General features: G+C 68.6%; 27 protein-coding genes and 1 pseudogene. 24 read left to right on the top strand and 4 right to left on the bottom strand.

Annotation, left to right across the window (positions count from 1 at the left end; translation table 11 throughout):
• The first annotated feature begins 162 nt into the window (after window positions 1-162).
• Together CD790_RS26135 and CD790_RS26130 are read left to right on the top strand one after the other, a co-directional pair.
• Entirely contained in the window at window positions 163-783 is a 621-nt protein-coding gene (locus CD790_RS26135; protein ID WP_144385799.1) for a flavin reductase family protein, read from the top strand.
• Window positions 784-1,225: 442 nt separating this feature from the next.
• Window positions 1,226-1,912 (top strand): glycoside hydrolase family 16 protein, encoded by a 687-nt coding sequence (locus CD790_RS26130; protein WP_186319240.1) that lies wholly within the window; start codon window positions 1,226-1,228, stop codon window positions 1,910-1,912.
• Window positions 1,913-1,991: 79 nt separating this feature from the next.
• On the opposite strand, the pseudogene CD790_RS26125 reads toward CD790_RS26130, so the two are convergent.
• The 3 genes and pseudogenes from CD790_RS26125 to CD790_RS26115 form a co-directional block, all read right to left on the bottom strand.
• A pseudogene (locus CD790_RS26125) lies at window positions 1,992-2,123 on the bottom strand (undecaprenyl-diphosphatase); the annotation flags it as partial.
• Window positions 2,114-3,511 (bottom strand): integrase, encoded by a 1,398-nt coding sequence (locus CD790_RS26120; protein ID WP_144385796.1) that lies wholly within the window; start codon window positions 3,509-3,511, stop codon window positions 2,114-2,116. The pseudogene CD790_RS26125 and the gene CD790_RS26120, both read right to left, overlap by 10 nt.
• 437 nt (window positions 3,512-3,948) lie before the next feature.
• A complete protein-coding gene (locus tag CD790_RS26115; RefSeq protein ID WP_144385795.1) occupies window positions 3,949-4,362 on the bottom strand; it encodes a hypothetical protein in 414 nt (137 codons plus the stop codon).
• A 175-nt stretch (window positions 4,363-4,537) separates the two neighbouring features.
• Here CD790_RS26115 and CD790_RS26110 point away from each other — a divergent pair, with 175 nt between their 5' ends.
• From CD790_RS26110 to CD790_RS26065, 11 genes are all read left to right on the top strand, one after another.
• On the top strand, window positions 4,538-4,801 hold the full coding sequence (locus CD790_RS26110) for a helix-turn-helix transcriptional regulator (protein WP_144385794.1): 264 nt from the start codon (window positions 4,538-4,540) through the stop codon (window positions 4,799-4,801).
• Window position 4,802: 1 nt separating this feature from the next.
• Entirely contained in the window at window positions 4,803-5,096 is a 294-nt protein-coding gene (locus CD790_RS26105) for a DNA-binding protein (RefSeq protein ID WP_260867890.1), read from the top strand.
• Between the two features lie 97 nt (window positions 5,097-5,193).
• Window positions 5,194-5,448, top strand: a complete 255-nt coding sequence (locus CD790_RS26100) for a hypothetical protein (protein ID WP_144385792.1) — start codon at window positions 5,194-5,196, stop codon at window positions 5,446-5,448.
• The gene (locus tag CD790_RS26095; protein WP_144385791.1) at window positions 5,445-5,870 is read left to right on the top strand and encodes a hypothetical protein; all 426 of its coding nucleotides are present in this window, start codon (window positions 5,445-5,447) and stop codon (window positions 5,868-5,870) included. The genes CD790_RS26100 and CD790_RS26095 overlap by 4 nt, the downstream gene beginning before the upstream one ends.
• Before the next feature lie 196 nt (window positions 5,871-6,066).
• Window positions 6,067-6,645: a hypothetical protein gene (locus tag CD790_RS26090; protein ID WP_144385790.1), complete on the top strand. Its 579-nt coding sequence runs from the start codon at window positions 6,067-6,069 to the stop codon at window positions 6,643-6,645.
• A complete protein-coding gene (locus CD790_RS26085) occupies window positions 6,642-6,974 on the top strand; it encodes a hypothetical protein (protein ID WP_144385789.1) in 333 nt (110 codons plus the stop codon). The genes CD790_RS26090 and CD790_RS26085 overlap by 4 nt, the downstream gene beginning before the upstream one ends.
• Window positions 6,971-7,210 (top strand): hypothetical protein, encoded by a 240-nt coding sequence (locus CD790_RS26080; RefSeq protein WP_144385788.1) that lies wholly within the window; start codon window positions 6,971-6,973, stop codon window positions 7,208-7,210. The genes CD790_RS26085 and CD790_RS26080 overlap by 4 nt, the downstream gene beginning before the upstream one ends.
• Entirely contained in the window at window positions 7,207-7,419 is a 213-nt protein-coding gene (locus CD790_RS26075) for a hypothetical protein (RefSeq protein ID WP_144385787.1), read from the top strand. The genes CD790_RS26080 and CD790_RS26075 overlap by 4 nt, the downstream gene beginning before the upstream one ends.
• The gene (locus CD790_RS34855) at window positions 7,416-7,583 is read left to right on the top strand and encodes a hypothetical protein (RefSeq protein WP_186319239.1); all 168 of its coding nucleotides are present in this window, start codon (window positions 7,416-7,418) and stop codon (window positions 7,581-7,583) included. Before CD790_RS26075 ends, CD790_RS34855 begins: the two co-directional genes overlap by 4 nt.
• A gap of 103 nt (window positions 7,584-7,686) precedes the next feature.
• Complete coding sequence (locus CD790_RS26070; protein WP_144385786.1) at window positions 7,687-8,160, top strand: hypothetical protein; 474 nt, start codon at window positions 7,687-7,689, stop codon at window positions 8,158-8,160.
• Entirely contained in the window at window positions 8,157-8,432 is a 276-nt protein-coding gene (locus CD790_RS26065) for a hypothetical protein (protein ID WP_144385785.1), read from the top strand. The genes CD790_RS26070 and CD790_RS26065 overlap by 4 nt, the downstream gene beginning before the upstream one ends.
• A gap of 26 nt (window positions 8,433-8,458) precedes the next feature.
• Here CD790_RS26065 and CD790_RS26060 read toward each other — a convergent pair whose 3' ends face one another.
• Entirely contained in the window at window positions 8,459-8,818 is a 360-nt protein-coding gene (locus CD790_RS26060; RefSeq protein WP_144385784.1) for a hypothetical protein, read from the bottom strand.
• A gap of 141 nt (window positions 8,819-8,959) precedes the next feature.
• Here CD790_RS26060 and CD790_RS26055 point away from each other — a divergent pair, with 141 nt between their 5' ends.
• The 11 genes from CD790_RS26055 to CD790_RS36190 all read left to right on the top strand — a co-directional run bounded on the left by CD790_RS26055 (window position 8,960) and on the right by CD790_RS36190 (window position 15,521).
• Window positions 8,960-9,601 carry a hypothetical protein gene (locus CD790_RS26055; RefSeq protein WP_144385783.1) on the top strand — a complete coding sequence of 214 codons (642 nt, stop codon included), beginning with the start codon at window positions 8,960-8,962 and terminating at the stop codon, window positions 9,599-9,601.
• Between the two features lie 109 nt (window positions 9,602-9,710).
• Window positions 9,711-10,538, top strand: coding sequence for a PD-(D/E)XK nuclease-like domain-containing protein (locus tag CD790_RS26050; protein ID WP_260867889.1), 828 nt, complete (start codon window positions 9,711-9,713; stop codon window positions 10,536-10,538).
• Window positions 10,539-10,546: 8 nt separating this feature from the next.
• Window positions 10,547-11,341 (top strand): ATP-binding protein, encoded by a 795-nt coding sequence (locus CD790_RS26045; protein WP_260867888.1) that lies wholly within the window; start codon window positions 10,547-10,549, stop codon window positions 11,339-11,341.
• On the top strand, window positions 11,338-12,057 hold the full coding sequence (locus CD790_RS37005) for an HNH endonuclease signature motif containing protein (protein WP_144385781.1): 720 nt from the start codon (window positions 11,338-11,340) through the stop codon (window positions 12,055-12,057). Before CD790_RS26045 ends, CD790_RS37005 begins: the two co-directional genes overlap by 4 nt.
• Complete coding sequence (locus CD790_RS26035) at window positions 12,054-12,422, top strand: hypothetical protein (protein ID WP_144385780.1); 369 nt, start codon at window positions 12,054-12,056, stop codon at window positions 12,420-12,422. The genes CD790_RS37005 and CD790_RS26035 overlap by 4 nt, the downstream gene beginning before the upstream one ends.
• Window positions 12,422-12,544, top strand: a complete 123-nt coding sequence (locus CD790_RS36195; protein ID WP_260867887.1) for a hypothetical protein — start codon at window positions 12,422-12,424, stop codon at window positions 12,542-12,544. The genes CD790_RS26035 and CD790_RS36195 overlap by 1 nt, the downstream gene beginning before the upstream one ends.
• Window positions 12,541-13,362: a hypothetical protein gene (locus CD790_RS26030; protein ID WP_144385779.1), complete on the top strand. Its 822-nt coding sequence runs from the start codon at window positions 12,541-12,543 to the stop codon at window positions 13,360-13,362. The genes CD790_RS36195 and CD790_RS26030 overlap by 4 nt, the downstream gene beginning before the upstream one ends.
• Window positions 13,359-13,619 carry a WhiB family transcriptional regulator gene (locus CD790_RS26025; RefSeq protein WP_186319245.1) on the top strand — a complete coding sequence of 87 codons (261 nt, stop codon included), beginning with the start codon at window positions 13,359-13,361 and terminating at the stop codon, window positions 13,617-13,619. The genes CD790_RS26030 and CD790_RS26025 overlap by 4 nt, the downstream gene beginning before the upstream one ends.
• A complete protein-coding gene (locus CD790_RS26020; RefSeq protein ID WP_144385778.1) occupies window positions 13,616-14,965 on the top strand; it encodes a DNA cytosine methyltransferase in 1,350 nt (449 codons plus the stop codon). Before CD790_RS26025 ends, CD790_RS26020 begins: the two co-directional genes overlap by 4 nt.
• Complete coding sequence (locus CD790_RS26015) at window positions 14,962-15,402, top strand: HNH endonuclease signature motif containing protein (protein ID WP_144385777.1); 441 nt, start codon at window positions 14,962-14,964, stop codon at window positions 15,400-15,402. Before CD790_RS26020 ends, CD790_RS26015 begins: the two co-directional genes overlap by 4 nt.
• Complete coding sequence (locus CD790_RS36190) at window positions 15,399-15,521, top strand: hypothetical protein (protein WP_260867886.1); 123 nt, start codon at window positions 15,399-15,401, stop codon at window positions 15,519-15,521. Before CD790_RS26015 ends, CD790_RS36190 begins: the two co-directional genes overlap by 4 nt.
• The last annotated feature ends 45 nt before the right edge of the window (window positions 15,522-15,566 follow it).

Here is a 15,566-nt window from a genome sequence, read left to right as displayed (position 1 = left end):
GGGCGAGACCGGCGCGCGCCGCCCCCGGACCGAGCGAGCTCGGCCGGTCCGACCGCGGCCCGACCGATCCCGGTGGTCGACCTGGTCCGACCTGGTCCGACCCCGCTGGTCCGACCCTGGTCCGCCCTGGGGCGATCGCGACCGCTGTGGATACTGTGCAGCATGCGTATCGACTTCGATCCCGCCCGCACCGACCGCCACAGCTTCTACCGGCTGCTCACGGCGACCGTGGTGCCCCGTCCCATCGCCTGGGTCTCCAGCACTTCTGCGGACGGCACCGACAACCTGGCACCCCACTCCTTCTTCACCATCTCCTCCGTGGCTCCGCCCGTGGTGCAGTTCACCTCCGTGGGGCGCAAGGACTCGCTGCGCAACATCGAGGAGACCGGGGAGTTCGTCGTCAACCTGGCGCCGGAGCACCTCTTCGAGCAGATCAACCTGACCGGGACCGACTTCCCGCGGGGCGTCAGCGAGTTCGACGCGGTCGGGGTGGCGCGCGAGCCCAGCCTGCGGGTCAAGGCCCCGCGCGTGGCGGCCTCGCCGGTGGCGCTGGAGTGCGAGCTGCACAGCACCGTGCGGCTGGGCGACGGCATCGTGGTCTTCGGCCGGGTCGTGCACGCCGTGGTCTCCGAGGAGGTCATGAACGACGGTCACCCCGAGGTGGGCCGCATGCGCCCGCTCAGCCGGCTCGGCAAGGACGAGTGGGGGACGGTGGGCGAGGTGAGCGAGATCGCCCGGGTCCGGTACGCCGACTGGCAGACCGCCCAGGGCGCCGGCGAGTAGGACCCCGGCGGAAGCGGGACCGCGGCGCCCCTGGAGACGAAGGCCCCCGCCCCGATGCCCGCGAAGGCCCGGTGGACCGTCCGTACGGCCCGCCGGGCCGTGTCGTGCTCCGACGAGGATCCGTCCTTGGGCCGACCGAGGGAAGGTCCAGCGCTTCACCGGTCACAGGCGCCTCACGGGAATGAGGCGCGAGTACAAGACCAGCATGTCTTCCCCCTCACCCTTTTCCCCTTCCCCTTGTGCTTCCTCCCCTTCCCTCCCATCGGCCTCCCCCTCCGCCGAACCACCCCGCGGCGGGCGCCCCGGAGGGAGGTGTCGCACGCGCCGACGCGGTCTTCTTCTGCTCCTGCTCACCCTGACGCTGCCCGCCGTCACCGCCACCCCGACCCACGGAACGTCGGACGACTGGCGGCTGCTGTTCAGCGACGACTTCACCACGCCGGTGCCGATCGGTTCCTTCAGCGACTGTGACCACTACGTCGACACCCCGCGCGCCTACTGCGGCGGCCTCACCGGGGCCACCCGTGCCGACTGGTGGGCCTACCCGGCCGGCTGGCCGGACACCGCCACCCAGCGCGGCTACCCCGTCGGCGGGCGGTACGACCCGGCCAGCACGGTGTGGATCTCCGGTGGGCAGATGCACATCCGCATGTGGCGCGGGATCCTCGGCCCCGTCCACTCCGCGACGGTCGTGCCCAAGAAGCTCATGGGCATGACCTACGGCCGCTACGAGGAACGCTTCCGCGTCTCCAGGGTCGCGCCCGGCTACAAGAGCGCCCACCTGCTGTGGCCGGCGGTCAACGACGGGTGCAGTGAGATCGACTTTCCCGAGTTGGAGTGGACCGGGACCATCCACGCCTTCGCCCACCCTGCCGACTGCGGGCCTCACGTCGGCTTCGACACCGGCCGCCGTTGGACCGACTGGCACACCAGCGTCATCGAGTGGAAGCCCGGCGAGGTCCGTTTCCTCCTCGACGGCGAGCTCGTCGGCAGCGCCACCACCGGCGTCCCCGACCGGCCCATGAACTGGATCATCCAGAACGAGGCCGCTCTCAACGGCGACCGCGCGGCGCCCGGCAGCCGCGCGCAGTTGGACATCGCCTACGTCCGCGGCTGGACCCGGGCCTGAGACGCGAGGAGCGCCCCGCCGGAACCGTGCGCGGTCCGGCGAGGCGCTCGCTGAGCGGCCTTGGGGGCTTCGACCGGGGTCAGCCCCCGGACTCGCCGGCGTGCGGGCTCAGCACACCGAAGCCGACCAGGGCGAAGATCAGCAGGCCGAGCGCCACGCGGTAGATGACGAACGGCATGAAGCTCTTGGTGGTGATGAACTTCATGAACCAGGTTCTGGATCAAGGCTCTTCCCGGCTTTGACCTGCTGCTTCATCCAGTCCACCAGGTCCAGTGGGAGAGGAGTGGGAGACGATTCCCACAAACGCTCCTTGCTCGCGGCGGCGAATCGGAGCCACCTGACCTGCAACGAGTCCATGATGCGCCTCTCCATCGTGGTCGTCACGTTCGCGTACAAGCCCTCCACGCCCGCCACCTCGTGCCCCATCCGGGACTCCACGGCGATCCGGCTGTGCACCCCACCAGCTTCGTCGATCCACTCCTTATGTCCGTGCCGCAGTAGGTACAGACGCTTGCCCGCGTAGGGAGTCGCCGGCATCGTCGGCAGGGGCCGGCGGGACGTGACTGTCTGCCGCTGCCCCAGCCGCGTCCGCTCGAACTCCGCCGAGGCCTCCCGGCCGTCAGCTATCGGCCGCCAGTAGTAATAGGAGAAATTGGCGTTCGCTAGGAGCGACCCGCTGAGGCTGCGGAAGACCCACTCGTCGCCGTCGCGACCAGCGAGCAGCATCTCGAGGAGCTCGGCGAGGAAGGGCGGGATGACCAGGTTCCGGTCGCTCTCGTATTTCGGAGGGAACAGCTTCAGCTGGCCCTCCTCGCGCTGGTGCTGCCACTGCACCCGCAGCGCCGGCATCGGGTCGGCACCCGCGTAGCGCTCCATGGCTTCCTCGCGCCGGTCCGGGTCCGGGTCGGAAGCCGGCCAGTGCGGGTGACAGAACTCGCGTCGGAGCGCGTACATCTCGGCCGGCCGCATGCCAGTGGTGGCCATCGTCCACATGAAAACGTACCCGGACAGGCCCCAGAAGGTCGCCGCGTTGAGGGCCAGCTTATGTACGTCCTCGATGCGCATCTCGCGCTTGCGCTCGCGCGGCTTCTTCTTGTACTTGCCACGGCGCCGTTGCTTGCCCTTTGGCACGGGGGATGACGTTCGCAGCTCGTCATCGACGGCGTCGTCCATCAGCATGGAGAAGACGGTGAGGATCTCCTCACCGTACTTCTCGCCCACGTTCGGCAGGGCCTTGAGTTGCTTCTTCCACGCCCGGTAGGCAGACGGCTTGATGTCGCCGACGGCAACCTCGCCCCACCGCGGCACGATGTAGAGCCGGATCATGGAGCGGATGGCCTTGTCTCGCAGGTGGCCGACGTCGAGAGTGTCGGGCCAGGTGCGGCAGTAGTCCTTCATCAGGACGGATCCGTCGCGTCGGCTGATGTAGCGGTCGTTGCGGATGTCTGACTCGTGGTCGAGGCCATAGTTGTAGGCGTCGTCCTCGGTCCACTTGGTGCTGGACTTCGACTCGTAGATCTTGTTACCGGTCTTGGGGTCGACCCGTCCCGTATCCCAGCGGACTCGGCAGCTGCGTCCTCGCCATTCGATATACGGCATGCCAGCCCCCTTCGTGTGCCGCGGCGGTCCGACAGGCCGGCGTCTGTCGTCCCCCCGCGTGACTGCCTCCTACTCGCCTCTGCCTATGAGGCAGCGGCGGCAGGCTCCGCAGTCTCCTCCTTGGCGCGTGACCATTTCCCGGATGTTAGCCCTGCTGGGGGCGTTGTCCTTGATGTTGGTCGGCGCCACGCACACGATCTTCTCAGGGCCGATGCCGGCCCAGCCTATGAAGCCTGGACCGAAATCGACGGTGATGAGTTCGCCGCGCACCATGAGCTCCCCCTTTATGGGTGTGGGAGAACCCCCCAAGGTGTGCTATGACTCTGCCACGTTACGGACGAGTACGAACCACCCCGGGCCGAAGTGGTCGCAGTTTCAACCGCGTAGAAGTGTGAAGCGCAAAAGGTTGTACGTCTTTCGAGTGAAATTCTTGAACTCTAGAGGACACCGCGGTCCTTGAGCTCCTGCACGACGCGCGCGCTGAGCTCACGGATCTCCGGGGCCGTGAGGTGGTCGGATACGGCGATGCTGGCGGTTTGCACGGCCTGCGACACCGCCGCCTCTAGTTCGGGGGAGGCGGATGCGATGAGCACGCCTTCGGTTGCGCCCGGTTCCACGGGGAGGGGCTCACCGCCGCCCCTTGTGGCGATGCAGCTGCCGCTCGCCCACCGCAGCACCTTTTCGATCTTCGCGTAGTTCATTTCGCGCACTGGTGCGCCCTCTTCGACGCGCTGCCAGGTGCCCTTGGCCATGCCGGCGGCGGTCGCGGCTGCGAGGCGAGTAATCCCGAGCTCGTGCCGGCGACTCTTTACTGCTGCCGCCAGGCGGGCCAGGTCCTTGGGGGTGGTCATGGCGACCATCCTCTCAGGACCGGCCAGGACCGGCCAGGACGGGGGCTAAGTAGGGCCGAAAGTCGGCCCTAGCTGGCTTTTCACAGCTTCGAACGCGTACCAACGAGTACCAACAAAAGCCAATTAGGGCCAACCAGGGCTAGCTTTTGGGGCCAACTAGGGCTAACTTCTGTGTATGCACAGACCCGACCCCACCTTCCCGGTGAACGGGGCGGCAATACGCGCACGCCGTATGCAGGCAGGACTCGGCACGGGCGAGGCGGCAGGGCTCGCAGGCATAAGCGAGCGCTACCTCAACCACCTCGAGAACGGCTACCGCACCCGCATGCGGCCGAAAAGCTACGCCGCGCTCCGCACGGCACTGGGCCTGGCGCCCGATGACGAGCAGCTCCTCGCAACACCCCCACACGACGAGGACCAACCCGATGAGCAGAGGTGACATGTCCGACCAGATGAGCTACCACCGGCCGGTTAAGCCGGCGGACCCCAACGCGGACTACATGACCATCCAGGAGACCGCCTACATCATGAAGGTCGGCGTCTCGACGCTGCGCCGAATCTTCAGGAACGACCCTGACGGGGAACTCCACAGCCGTCCTGGCAGGGGCATCGTTACCAGCCGCGAGAACCGCGCTCGCATTCACGAGCTGACGCGCGGTACGCCGCAGGGCCGCGCCCGCCGCTCGGCCCAGCGTAAGCCGGCCACCAGGCGCTCGGCCAAGTCCGCCGCCTGACGCGGCTTTGCGGCCCCAACCGCCGGTTTCTGGCGAGTCACCGGCAGCCGGGGCCTAGGGATCCACCCACACCATCCACTGAAGGAAGGGCAGTCCCATGCCTACATCATCCACAACTCCCGTCCCTGAACCTATCCCTGAGGCAGTTGAACTGCTGATCGCGCGGGGGATTCCCGAGCACGTGCTCGATGCTGAGATCGCCGCGTTCGAGGCTGCGTACAACATCGGCCTGTGCCGGTCGCCGAAGAACCGTGAGGCGCTGGCCCACAACCTGCATGTCTGGGCCAAGAACAACAAGATCGTGGCCGCTCATAACCCGGGCCTGATCGTCCGGCTCGGGGGTGCGCGATGACGACCTCGAACGGGCGCCTATCTACTCCGGAGCTGCTCCAGTTCCTGGGCGAGCACGCCACCAACCCGCCGTACATCCCCGAGCGCGACGACGCCCCCGCCCCGCTGTCGTCGGAGCGAGAGGACGAGATCCGCGCGCTGCTGGCGGAGCTGGACCGGGTCCGTGCCGATCGCGACGCCGATAATGAGGCCATTGCCTTCCTGGAGAGGGCCACGCTGCCGGAACTGCGCCGCGACATCGAGCGCCACAAGGCAGGCAAGCAGCGCTGGCGCAACCGGGCGGAGAAGGCCGAGGCCGAGCGCGACGAGCTGAAGAAGCAGGTCGCGGCGCTGGAGATGGAGCGACACGAGACGAACGAAGCGTTGGCCGGCTTGACAGTTGCTCTGCGGGCTGCCGAGGCCGCGATCGGCGGTGGTTGGTGATGTCGACTCCGACGACTCCTCGACCCATTCCCGCGGCTGACCCGCAGGTGCTGGTCGATGCGATTGCCCGCGAGGCCGCACTCCACTCGGACGGCCAGGTATCGGCCCTGACTGTCTCCCTCTACCTCGTGACGCACCCCGAGGTGCCCGTGTCCACCGAAGTGGACTACCCGAACTGGACTCCCGGAGGTGCCGCGTGAAGTGTGGCGAGCCGAAGCCCGACAGCAGCTACCGGACATGTGACCGCGAACTCGAGCACTCCGGCCCGCACGAGTACCTGGGGACGCAGTGGGCCCGCCCCAAGCCGGCCAAGCCCGACTGGGGCATGCAGGAACTCCTCGAGAAGACAGCCCCCCGCGACGCGTGGGACCTGCAAGAACGCAGCTTCCCAATCATCGTCACCGAGACCATCACGCGAGTCCTGTGGGTGGACGCCGAGACCGAGGACAGTGCACTGGCCTACTGGGTCGACGACTGGACGGACATTCCGCTCAAGGACACCGAGGTCATCGAAGGATCGCTGGAGTTCGAGCGGCCGGACAGCTACCAGCGAGTCGAGGCGTTCCGCGCAGAACGTCGGCAGTCGAAGATCGGTCCGCTCGTGCAGTGTCAGGACTGCGGCGCGGAGGCATTCCAGCGCGCGTGGTTCCACAACCCCTACCGGAAGTGTCATGGGCCGATCGCGTGGCGCGAAACGCTGGTCGGCGCGCTTCGAGACTTCCAGAAGACGCCGATGCTCGCCGCTGCCCGGAAGCCTGCGGAGGTGGCGTCGTGACGACTCGGACGATGGCCGCGCAGGCGGAAGTCCGCGAGGCGCTGGTGGCCCTGCTCACCGAATTCGAGGGCCTGCCTTTGGCCGCGATCAGCCTATGCGCGATCTACACGAACCGGATCGAGCTGACTCTGCACAGCATCAACAGCACGTTCGCCGACTTCGAGGCGTGGCGCGAGGCCCTGCGCATCCCGTCCGGTGCAGTGGAGACGCGGACATTCGATCAGACGCTCGCGCTGCAGGCTGAGGGGTCCCTGCTCGGTTCGACGGTGGAGCTGGTCGCCTATGGGCCGCTGCTGTCGGCTATCGCCACCGAGACGGTGGCCGCATGAGCACCATCGACTACGCCAAGGCGCGCGCGGAGGTGTCGAGTGACCCGCACCTGTTCATGCTCGCGTTCCACGCCGGCTGGAAGGCGAGTCCTGGGGAGGACACCGAGGGCTACGTGCGGTCGCTGATAGCCCAGGGCGACACTGCCGCAGCGGCTGGATACCTGGAAGGGCTGGCAGCCCGCCGCAAGGTGGCCGCGAATGCCAAAGCCGTGACGCGCAAGGCGGTGACGGCATGACGCTCCTCCTTGGCTACGAGACGGCCGTACTGACTGACGCGGACCTGCTGCAGCTCGAGTTGGTCGAGGCCGATCAGCAGTTCCACCGTGTGTACGGCACGGACGAGGCTGGGTGGCTTCCGCAGCAGGTGGCCGCTTACAACGCCGCGATGGACGCCGTGTGGGCGGCACACGCTGCCCCGCGTGATCACCGGGCGGCTGGGCCGTGATCCCGCCGATCGCCATCGATCCGGTGCTGCTGATGCTCCTCGTCGTGCGGATCGCCGTCCTCACCGACCAGGTTGAGGCGGCCCGGGCGGCGGTTGACGCCGAGCAGGACGCCCACCAGGCGTATCGGCTCGCCAACCCGCCCCGCCGCCGGCCCGCCCAGTGAGCGACCCGATTCTCCGCGCCGCTGCCGCCGCAGCGCTCTCCACCATCGTCGGCCTGCTCCTCATCGCAGCCGGCCGACGACTCCAACACCCCAAGGGGGGACATTGACCACCACGAATCGCCTCGCCGAGATCCGGCAGCGCACCGGTAAGGAAAGTGCCCGGGAGAGCGACCTGGCGTGGCTGCTGGCTTTCGCCGACGGCGCCGCCGCCACCGGCCGCTACCAGCAGGAGCACATCGTCGAGCTCGCCGCCGGCCAAGAGCATGCCCGCCAGATCGCCGCCATCCTCGAGCAGGAGAACGACCGCCTCGTCACAGAGGCGGGAAGGGCCCTGGACCTCCTCATGGCCGGCGAACCCGGGGAAGCAGCCGAGATCCTCAAGCAACTCGCCGCGGACCCGATCGAAGCTCAGGACGACAACCGGCGCCCGATCTACCTCGACGGCAACAGCCGCGCCTGGATCAGCTGCGGCGACGGGAATATCCGGGCAGTCGAAGGGGCCACCAGCCAGCCAATCCCCGCCGCCGACATCCGCACCCGCACCGGCAGCCTCCGCGAAATCGGGAGGACCTGGTGACGGGCTTCTGGATCCACGTAGGCCCCAACGGCTGCGTGTACGGCTCCGTGTACGTGTCGGCCGTGGGCCCTCTCGCCGAGGACGCCCACAAGCGTTTCACGCCTTGCGTTAAGGACCGGCGCCGTGAGGCAGCCGAGGGCTGGCGCGTCGAGGTTGTGGACCTCGCCGAGTGGAAGCAGCGTGCGAAGCCCTGCTTCATGGGCGCCTGCAAGCACCGCCCCCTGGGCCAGCTCCTCGGAAAGGTGCCGCTGCCGAGGGAGGCAGCGTCGTGACCGTGAGTCTGTCTCGGCTGCGAGGCTCAGGGAAGCGCCGGGCAGCCGACGCGCTGGCCGATCTTCGCGATGAGAACCGGCGCTTGAGGCGGGCCAGTGATGACCTCGCTTGTGCGCTGAACACGGCCAAGGCGGCGATCGTAGCCCTGCAGGCCGAGCGGAATGGTCTGGCGGAGCGGCTCGACACGGAAGCGATCGACACCGCAGAGCTGCATCAGCTCCGCGCCGAGAACGGTCAGCTCCGCGCCCAGCTCGCGCGACTTACCGCGGTCGACGTGCCCCCGATGGTCCGCGATGTCGAGCCCGGCATCGACGACGCCACGTGGCCCCATGGCCTCGACTGCCGCAGCCTCCAGCAGCGATTCGCAGCCGGCCCCGTCATACACCTCTCCCGCAGTCCCGGCAGCACAGACCCCAGGCACATCCCGTCCTGGGCCCAGCCGGACGGCGACGCCGCATAGACCGCCCGCGCCACCGGATGCCACCGGCCGGCGGCGCGGGCCCCAAACCACCTGGAGCACCCACACATGACCGACCGCCCGTACACCGACGAGGACCTCCGCGTCACGGCATCCAGCATCGTCGCCTCCGCCGTCCGAGGCATCACGCCCAGCGAGATCGCCGACCGGATGGACCGCGACTACATCCAGTCCACCAACCCTGGCGACGGAAGTGGACGCACCTGGGAACAACTCCTCAACATCGAGTTCCTCGCAGCCCGGCAGCAGATCGACGACTTCATCCGCGACGCCGCCGACGTGTCCGAGTGGGCCATCAGCCTCGGAGCCGACGGACTGGAGCCGATCTCCGAGTCCCTGACCATCGGAGAGCGAGGCCGACTGCATCTCGCGTTCACCCCGGACACCAGCCAGGTGGCGCGGGTCCACGCCGTCAGCCTCCTCGCGAAGGCCATCGGGGCAGAGGACCCACAGCCCACACCCGCCATCCCCGCCGAGACAGCGAACCACGTCCTGTGGCACTACGGCCACGGCGGCTACCAGGCAGGGACCTTCACCCAGCACCTCATCTCCGCGTTCGCCACCGCCGACATGGTCAACAAGGCGAAGCTCGCCGAGGTCTACCCCGACTACGCCGCCGCCGTCATCGCTGCGGAATACGACCCGGACGGCATCGCGAACCTCCAGCGCATCGCCGGCGGTGACCAGTGACTGTCATCACCTGCCGCTGTGGCGACACCGACGGGCCCTTCGAGCAGCTGGACGACGGCACCTACCGATGCGAAGGCTGCATCGGGCGAGAGACCGCGGGCGGTGGACAGTGACCACCGAGGCCACCGGCGTCGAGCCCGGCATGTACGACATCCCCGCCGAGCTCTACCACTCCGACCCCATCCCTGGCGGCAGCCTCTCCTCCACCGGCGCCCGCAAACTCGCCACCGAATGCCCCGCCAGGTTCAAGCACTGGCTCGACAACCCCGAGCCGCACACCGCGGCCCTGGAATTCGGCACCGCAGCCCACACCGTCGTCCTCGGCAACGGACCCGAACTCGTCGTCGTCGACGCCGACCGCTGGGACACCAACGAAACCAAGGCCAAGGTCGCAGCCATAAGGGAGGCCGGCGGGGTGCCGCTCAAGCCCGCCGACTACCAGCGCATCAACGACATGGCCGAGGCCCTCGCCGCCAACCCCGAGGCCTCCGACCTCCTGGCTCCCGGCAGCGGGCTCGCCGAACAGTCCCTGTTCTGGCCCGACGGCGACGTGTGGCGCCGGGTCCGTATCGACTGGCTCCGACCGGACGCCATCGTCGACTACAAGACCTCCCGGTCGGTGGACCCCCAGCACCTGGAGAAGGCCGTCCACGAGTACGGCTACCACCAGCAGGCCGAGTTCTACCGGGACGGCGCCGTCGAACTCGGCCTGCTGCCGCCGGGCGCGGCCTTCAAGTTCATCTTCCAGGAGAAGAACCCGCCCTACCTGGTGACCGTCGCCGAGATCGACGCCTTCGCCCGCGAGGTCGGCCGGCAGATGAACGCCGGCGCCCTCCACCTGTACGCCACCTGCCGCGCCACCGGCCACTGGCCCGCCTACGTCGAAGGCACCGCTCTCATTCCGCTCCCCGCCTACGTCGAGCGCCAGTACGCCTAGGAGAACCCGTGACCCAGCTCCCCCCGCCCGTCCGCACCCGCCAGCAGCAGCCCGAGGCGGCCACCGTCGGCACCTTCGCCTTCCGGCCCGCCAGCAAGAGCGGTCGGAAAGCTCGCCTGTCCATCCAGGGCATGTCGGGCTCCGGCAAGACCTGGACCGGGCTCAGCATCGCCCACGGCCTGTCCAAGGGCAGCAAGTTCGCCGTCATCGACACCGAGCGGGGCGCCGCCAGCCTCTACGCCGGGCACCGCGGCATCCAGTTCGACATCTGCCCCATGGACCGCTACGACCCCCGCGACCTGATCCGCGTCCTCGACGCCGCCGCGCAGGCCAGCTACCCGACTGTGTTCGTCGACAGCCTCTCCCACTTCTGGAAGGGCACCGACGGCACCCTCGACCAGGTCGAGAGGGCCAGCAGCCGGTACGGCGGGAACAAGTTCGCCGGCTGGAAGGACGGCACCCCGCTGCAGAACGACATGGTCGCCGCGATCCTCGACTACCCCGGTCACGTCGTCTGCTCGATGCGCTCCTACACGGAGTGGGTGCTGGAGAACGGCAAGCCGCATCGAGTCGGCATGAGGCCGGAGCAGCGCAAGAGCATCGAGTACGAGTTCGACGTTGCCGTCGCGATGGACCTCGACAACCGGCTGGAAGTCCTCAAGTCCCGCTGCCCGGCGCTCCACCGCAAGGCCATCGACCGGCCCAACGGGGCCCGCGACATCGCCCAGCCCCTCCTGGACTGGCTCAACAGCGGAGAGGGCAGCGCACGCGCCACCCAGCAATTCGAGGGCGGTGCCCAATGACACGCCATCCCGTCGACTCCTCCGGGACCGATGCCGCGCTACTCCACGGAATCGAAGACCCAGGCACTGTGACCCGCTTCTGGGCGAGGGTCCAGCGGGGGCCCGGCTGCTGGATTTGGACCGGGGGCAAGTCAGGAGAGTACGGACAGTTCATGCACCAGAGGCGGCGCCTCCTAGCTCACCGATTCTCCTGGCATCTCGCCAACGAGGAGCCGTGCCCTAAGGGGATGGTGATTCGCCACCGCTGCGACACGCCTCCCTGTGTACGCCCGGATCACCTGGAGCTCGGCTCCGTGTCGCAGAACGTCCGTGACACCTACGAGCGCAACCGTCGCGGCTCAAAGACCTGGCCCACCGGAACAGAGCGACCGAACGCCGTGCTCGACGACGAAACCGTCGCAGAAATGCGCCGGGCGGCTCGGGGTGGCCGGTCTATCCGATCGCTCGCAGCCGAGCTCGGGATAGCCCGCAGCACTGCCCACCGAGCCATCAGAGGTGCGGGCTGGCCCCACGTGAGCGAGCCACCTGTTCCTGGCGCACGGAAGGGCCACCCGCACAGGAACCACTTTGCGCGGAACAACCCGGACGTCGTCGCCAGGGCCCGCAGGCTGCGCGACCAGGGCCTGAGTCTCCAACAGGTAGCCGACCGACTTGGCATCACGAAGACCGCTGCTTTCCGCTGCTGCCGCACCCAGTCCAAGGAGATCCCCCAATGACCCGAAGCCTCACCCCAGCCGAGCGCCTCGCAACAGCAGAGAAGGACGTTCTCCTCGACGACATCGTCAAGCAGTCCACCTGGGACCGCTTCCTGGTCGAGCAGGCTGTGTTCGCCTACGGCCTCGTAAATGACACCTTCAGCGCCAACTGCCTGCGCGACGTCCTTCCCGAGATGGGCCACGGCTTCCTCGGCGCCGCTATCAACAGCCTCCGCACCGGCGGGATCATCCGCCACACCGGCCAGATGGTGCCCTCCACCAGCGGCCCCACCCACGGCCATCGAATAGCGGTCTGGCAGATCACCGACAAGGGCCGCGCCATCGCCGCCGCACGCCGGCCCCAGACCAGGGAGCGGGCCGCCTGATGGACGCCGCCCCGGCTGAGCGCCTCCCCGAGCACGACTTCCTCCAACCCCAGCCCCACCCCGACTGGGCCCGCCAGCACCTCACCGTCATCGAGAACGCCAGGAAGGAAAAAGAAAGGTGACCCGCACACCGCCCCAGCACGGCGAACGCCGTTGCTACCTCCGCGGCTGCCGCCGCCCCGAATGCCTTGACGCTCACTACCGCTACATGAGCCGCTACCGGCTCGACCGCGAACGCGGACAGAAGCGCCGCGTGCCCGCTGGGCCCACCCTGGACCGCATCCGCGGTCTCCTTGAGGCCGGCTGGCTTCGGTCGCAGATCGCAGACGCAACTGGATGCTCCGCTCGCGGCATCAGCGGCATCGCAAGCGGCAAGGTCACCGAGGTAAGCCCCGCCACTGAGCGCCGCGTCCTCGGGCTCCCCGTCGGGCCGCCCCCGCCGCCCCGGTACACCGACGCAACTGGAACCGTCCGCCGTCTCCGCGCCCTCGTCGTCATGGGCCACTCCATGGCCAGCATCGCCGTGAGGATCGGCTTCCATCCGAACGCACTGAGTCACCTCGCTCACGGCGCGTACCCGCGGGTCTGCGTGACCACCGCTGAGTCGGTCGCTCGCGTCTACCGGCAGTGGGTGCTGGTACCCGGCTCCTCGGTACGGTCCCGCAATCATGCAGCCCGGCAGGGCTGGCACGGCCCCCTCGCCTGGGACACCGACACCATCGACGATCCCGCAGCCCTGCCCGAACCGGGGCCCGCCGCTCGGGAAGGGGGACGTGCTGAGGCTGCAGCCGCAGCCAGCGCCGAGATTCACCACCTTGCCGCGTTCGGCGTGAGCAGTGGCGAGATCGCCCGTCGGGTTGGCCGGTCCGAGTCCTACGTCCGCGGCCAGCTCGCAGGAGACCGCGGCCCCGGCTGGCGCAAGTACGGGGAGGCAGCGTGATCCCCGTCCCTGGCTGGGAGATCAGCGCCCGCTGCCGCGAGATCGACCCCGATCTGTTCACCACAGAAGCCAACCACGGGTCGGCTGTCAGGGAAGCCAAGGCGATCTGCGGCGGCTGCCCGGTGCGCCGCCAATGCCTCGCCGCTGCCCTCGCCGAGGAAGGCAACAAAGTGTCGTCGCACAGGAACGGCGTCCGCGGCGGCAAGACAGCCCGCGAACGCTGGGCGATGTCCAAGCAGAGGAGGGAGGCGGCATGACCAACCGTGCGTCCAAGAACAAGAGCCGGGCCGCCACACACCGGCCGGCCACCAGGCGCCGTCGATTCCGCCACGACGACCTGGTCATCGGCTCCGTGTGCACTGGCTACGGCGGCCTCGATGAGGCCGTGCAGCAGGTGTTCGGCGGACAACTCGCCTGGGCGGCCGACGTTGACCCAGGCGCCTGCCGGATCATCGCCCACCGGATGCCCGGCGTGCCCAACCTCGGCGACATCACGACCCTCGACTGGCGGCAGGTCGAACCTGTCGACATCTTCATCGGCGGCTACCCGTGCCAGCCCTTCTCCCTCGCCGGCGACCTGAAAGGTACCGATGATGACCGGCACCTCTGGCCCTTCATTGCCCGTGCCCTTGGGGTTCTTCGACCCCGAATCGCGGTCTTTGAGAACGTCGCGAATCACCTTCGACTCGGCTTCGACACTGTCCTCTGCGACCTTGCCGACCTCGGGTTCGATGTTGAGTGGGATGTTGTACGCGCGGACGAGGTCGGCGCTCCCCACCAGCGGCGCCGGCTCATCGTCCTCGCAACAGCTCCCGACACCCCGGGCCCGGGACTCTCGGGGGCGTGGGTACGAGGACGGACTACCGAACGTAGTGCAGACATTGCCGACGCCAGCGGCCAGCAACCCGAACGACGGGGAGAGTCTGGAGTCCTGGGAAGCGCGGCGACAGCGCAACCTGGCCAAGGGCATCAATGGCAACGGGCAGGGAACTCCGCTCGCGATCGCCGTGAAGCTGTTGCCGACGCCTCGGACCTCGGACACGAACGGGGCGGGAGCACACGGGGAGGGAGGCCCGGACCTGAGGACGGCCGTATCCCTGCTGCCCACGCCGAGAGCATCGGACGGGGAGAAGGGCGGCCCGAACCAGCGCGGCAGCAAGGGCGACCTGGCGCTGCCTTCCGCCGTCGTGCAGCTACTCCCGACGCCCAGGGTCGCAGCCGCCCGGACGGGCCGGTCGGCGGTCCTGAACTCCAGCTCGTCGCCGAGCCTGGAACAAGCAGTCGAGTTGGCGAACGGCGAGGTACCGAGGGAACTGACGAGCCTGGACGAGGCGCCTCCGTCATGGAGTGGGGGCAGTACGCCCCGGCGGTCGCGCGGTGGGAAGGGGTCACCGGCCGATGTGCCCCCCGGGCAACTGACGATCGACGCCGACTGAGCCCCGCATTTGTCGAGTGGATGATGGGCCTGCCCGCCGGCCACGTCACCGACGTCCCGGGCCTCACCCGCACTCAGCAGCTCAAGGCCCTCGGCAACGGCGTCGTCCCCCAGCAGGCCGTCGCCGCGATCCGGCTCCTCGCTGACCGGGCGGGGGTGGCCGCGTGAAGCGCTACAAGACCGTCAAGCGCCAAGGCGCCACTCACAGCGAGCACAAGTGGGTGTGGGAGCAGGCCAACGGGCCTGTGCCCGTCGGGTACGTCGTGCACCACATCAACCACGACAAGCACGACAACCGGCTGGAGAACCTCCAGCTGATGACGCACGAAGAGCACTCCCGCCACCACAACGACAAGCACGCTCGGGTCAATACCTGCGTCATCTGCGAGACCGAGTACACGCCGCACCCGACCAAACGGCAGCGCCAGCAGACGTGCTCGTGGGAGTGCCGCAACGAGCTGATCTCGGCTCGCGCCGCAGCCCGCAACGGCGGCCCGTACTTCATCAACTGCGAGAAGTGCGGCCAGGAGAAGCAGATACATCGCGGTCAGGTCGGCAAGGCCCGCTTCTGCTCGAAGGCGTGTGCAAACAGGAGGCACAAATGACGAACCGTCGACCGCGCCGCCTGCTCGCTCCCCAGGTCGGTGCCTGGATCGGGGACCGGCTCCGAGCCGTCGTCCACACCCACCAAGACCGCGGCCCCGACTTCGCCGCTGCCGCGTGACAGCGGGCTGTCGGCCGCGCAACCGGCCCTGACCAGCAGCACAAG

The organism is Streptomyces sp. SAJ15 (assembly GCF_007595705.1).
Taxonomy (GTDB): Bacteria; Actinomycetota; Actinomycetes; order Streptomycetales; family Streptomycetaceae; genus Streptomyces.
This window is presented reverse-complemented; position numbering and strand designations above follow the sequence as displayed.

Excerpts from the sequence above, each read along its gene's own strand:
- CD790_RS26110 (WP_144385794.1), top strand. The coding sequence starts at position 4,538 with ATGCACAGACCCGACCCCACCTTCCCGGTGAACGGGGCGGCAATACGC.
- CD790_RS26105 (WP_260867890.1), top strand. The coding sequence starts at position 4,803 with ATGTCCGACCAGATGAGCTACCACCGGCCGGTTAAGCCGGCGGACCCC.
- CD790_RS26135 (WP_144385799.1), top strand. The coding sequence starts at position 163 with ATGCGTATCGACTTCGATCCCGCCCGCACCGACCGCCACAGCTTCTAC.
- CD790_RS26100 (WP_144385792.1), top strand. The coding sequence starts at position 5,194 with ATGCCTACATCATCCACAACTCCCGTCCCTGAACCTATCCCTGAGGCA.
- CD790_RS36195 (WP_260867887.1), top strand. The coding sequence starts at position 12,422 with ATGGACGCCGCCCCGGCTGAGCGCCTCCCCGAGCACGACTTCCTCCAA.
- CD790_RS26120 (WP_144385796.1), bottom strand. The coding sequence starts at position 3,511 with ATGCCGTATATCGAATGGCGAGGACGCAGCTGCCGAGTCCGCTGGGAT.
- CD790_RS26075 (WP_144385787.1), top strand. The coding sequence starts at position 7,207 with ATGACGCTCCTCCTTGGCTACGAGACGGCCGTACTGACTGACGCGGAC.
- CD790_RS36190 (WP_260867886.1), top strand. The coding sequence starts at position 15,399 with ATGACGAACCGTCGACCGCGCCGCCTGCTCGCTCCCCAGGTCGGTGCC.
- CD790_RS26080 (WP_144385788.1), top strand. The coding sequence starts at position 6,971 with ATGAGCACCATCGACTACGCCAAGGCGCGCGCGGAGGTGTCGAGTGAC.
- CD790_RS37005 (WP_144385781.1), top strand. The coding sequence starts at position 11,338 with ATGACACGCCATCCCGTCGACTCCTCCGGGACCGATGCCGCGCTACTC.
- CD790_RS26095 (WP_144385791.1), top strand. The coding sequence starts at position 5,445 with ATGACGACCTCGAACGGGCGCCTATCTACTCCGGAGCTGCTCCAGTTC.
- CD790_RS26020 (WP_144385778.1), top strand. The coding sequence starts at position 13,616 with ATGACCAACCGTGCGTCCAAGAACAAGAGCCGGGCCGCCACACACCGG.
- CD790_RS26035 (WP_144385780.1), top strand. The coding sequence starts at position 12,054 with ATGACCCGAAGCCTCACCCCAGCCGAGCGCCTCGCAACAGCAGAGAAG.
- CD790_RS26055 (WP_144385783.1), top strand. The coding sequence starts at position 8,960 with ATGACCGACCGCCCGTACACCGACGAGGACCTCCGCGTCACGGCATCC.
- CD790_RS26115 (WP_144385795.1), bottom strand. The coding sequence starts at position 4,362 with ATGACCACCCCCAAGGACCTGGCCCGCCTGGCGGCAGCAGTAAAGAGT.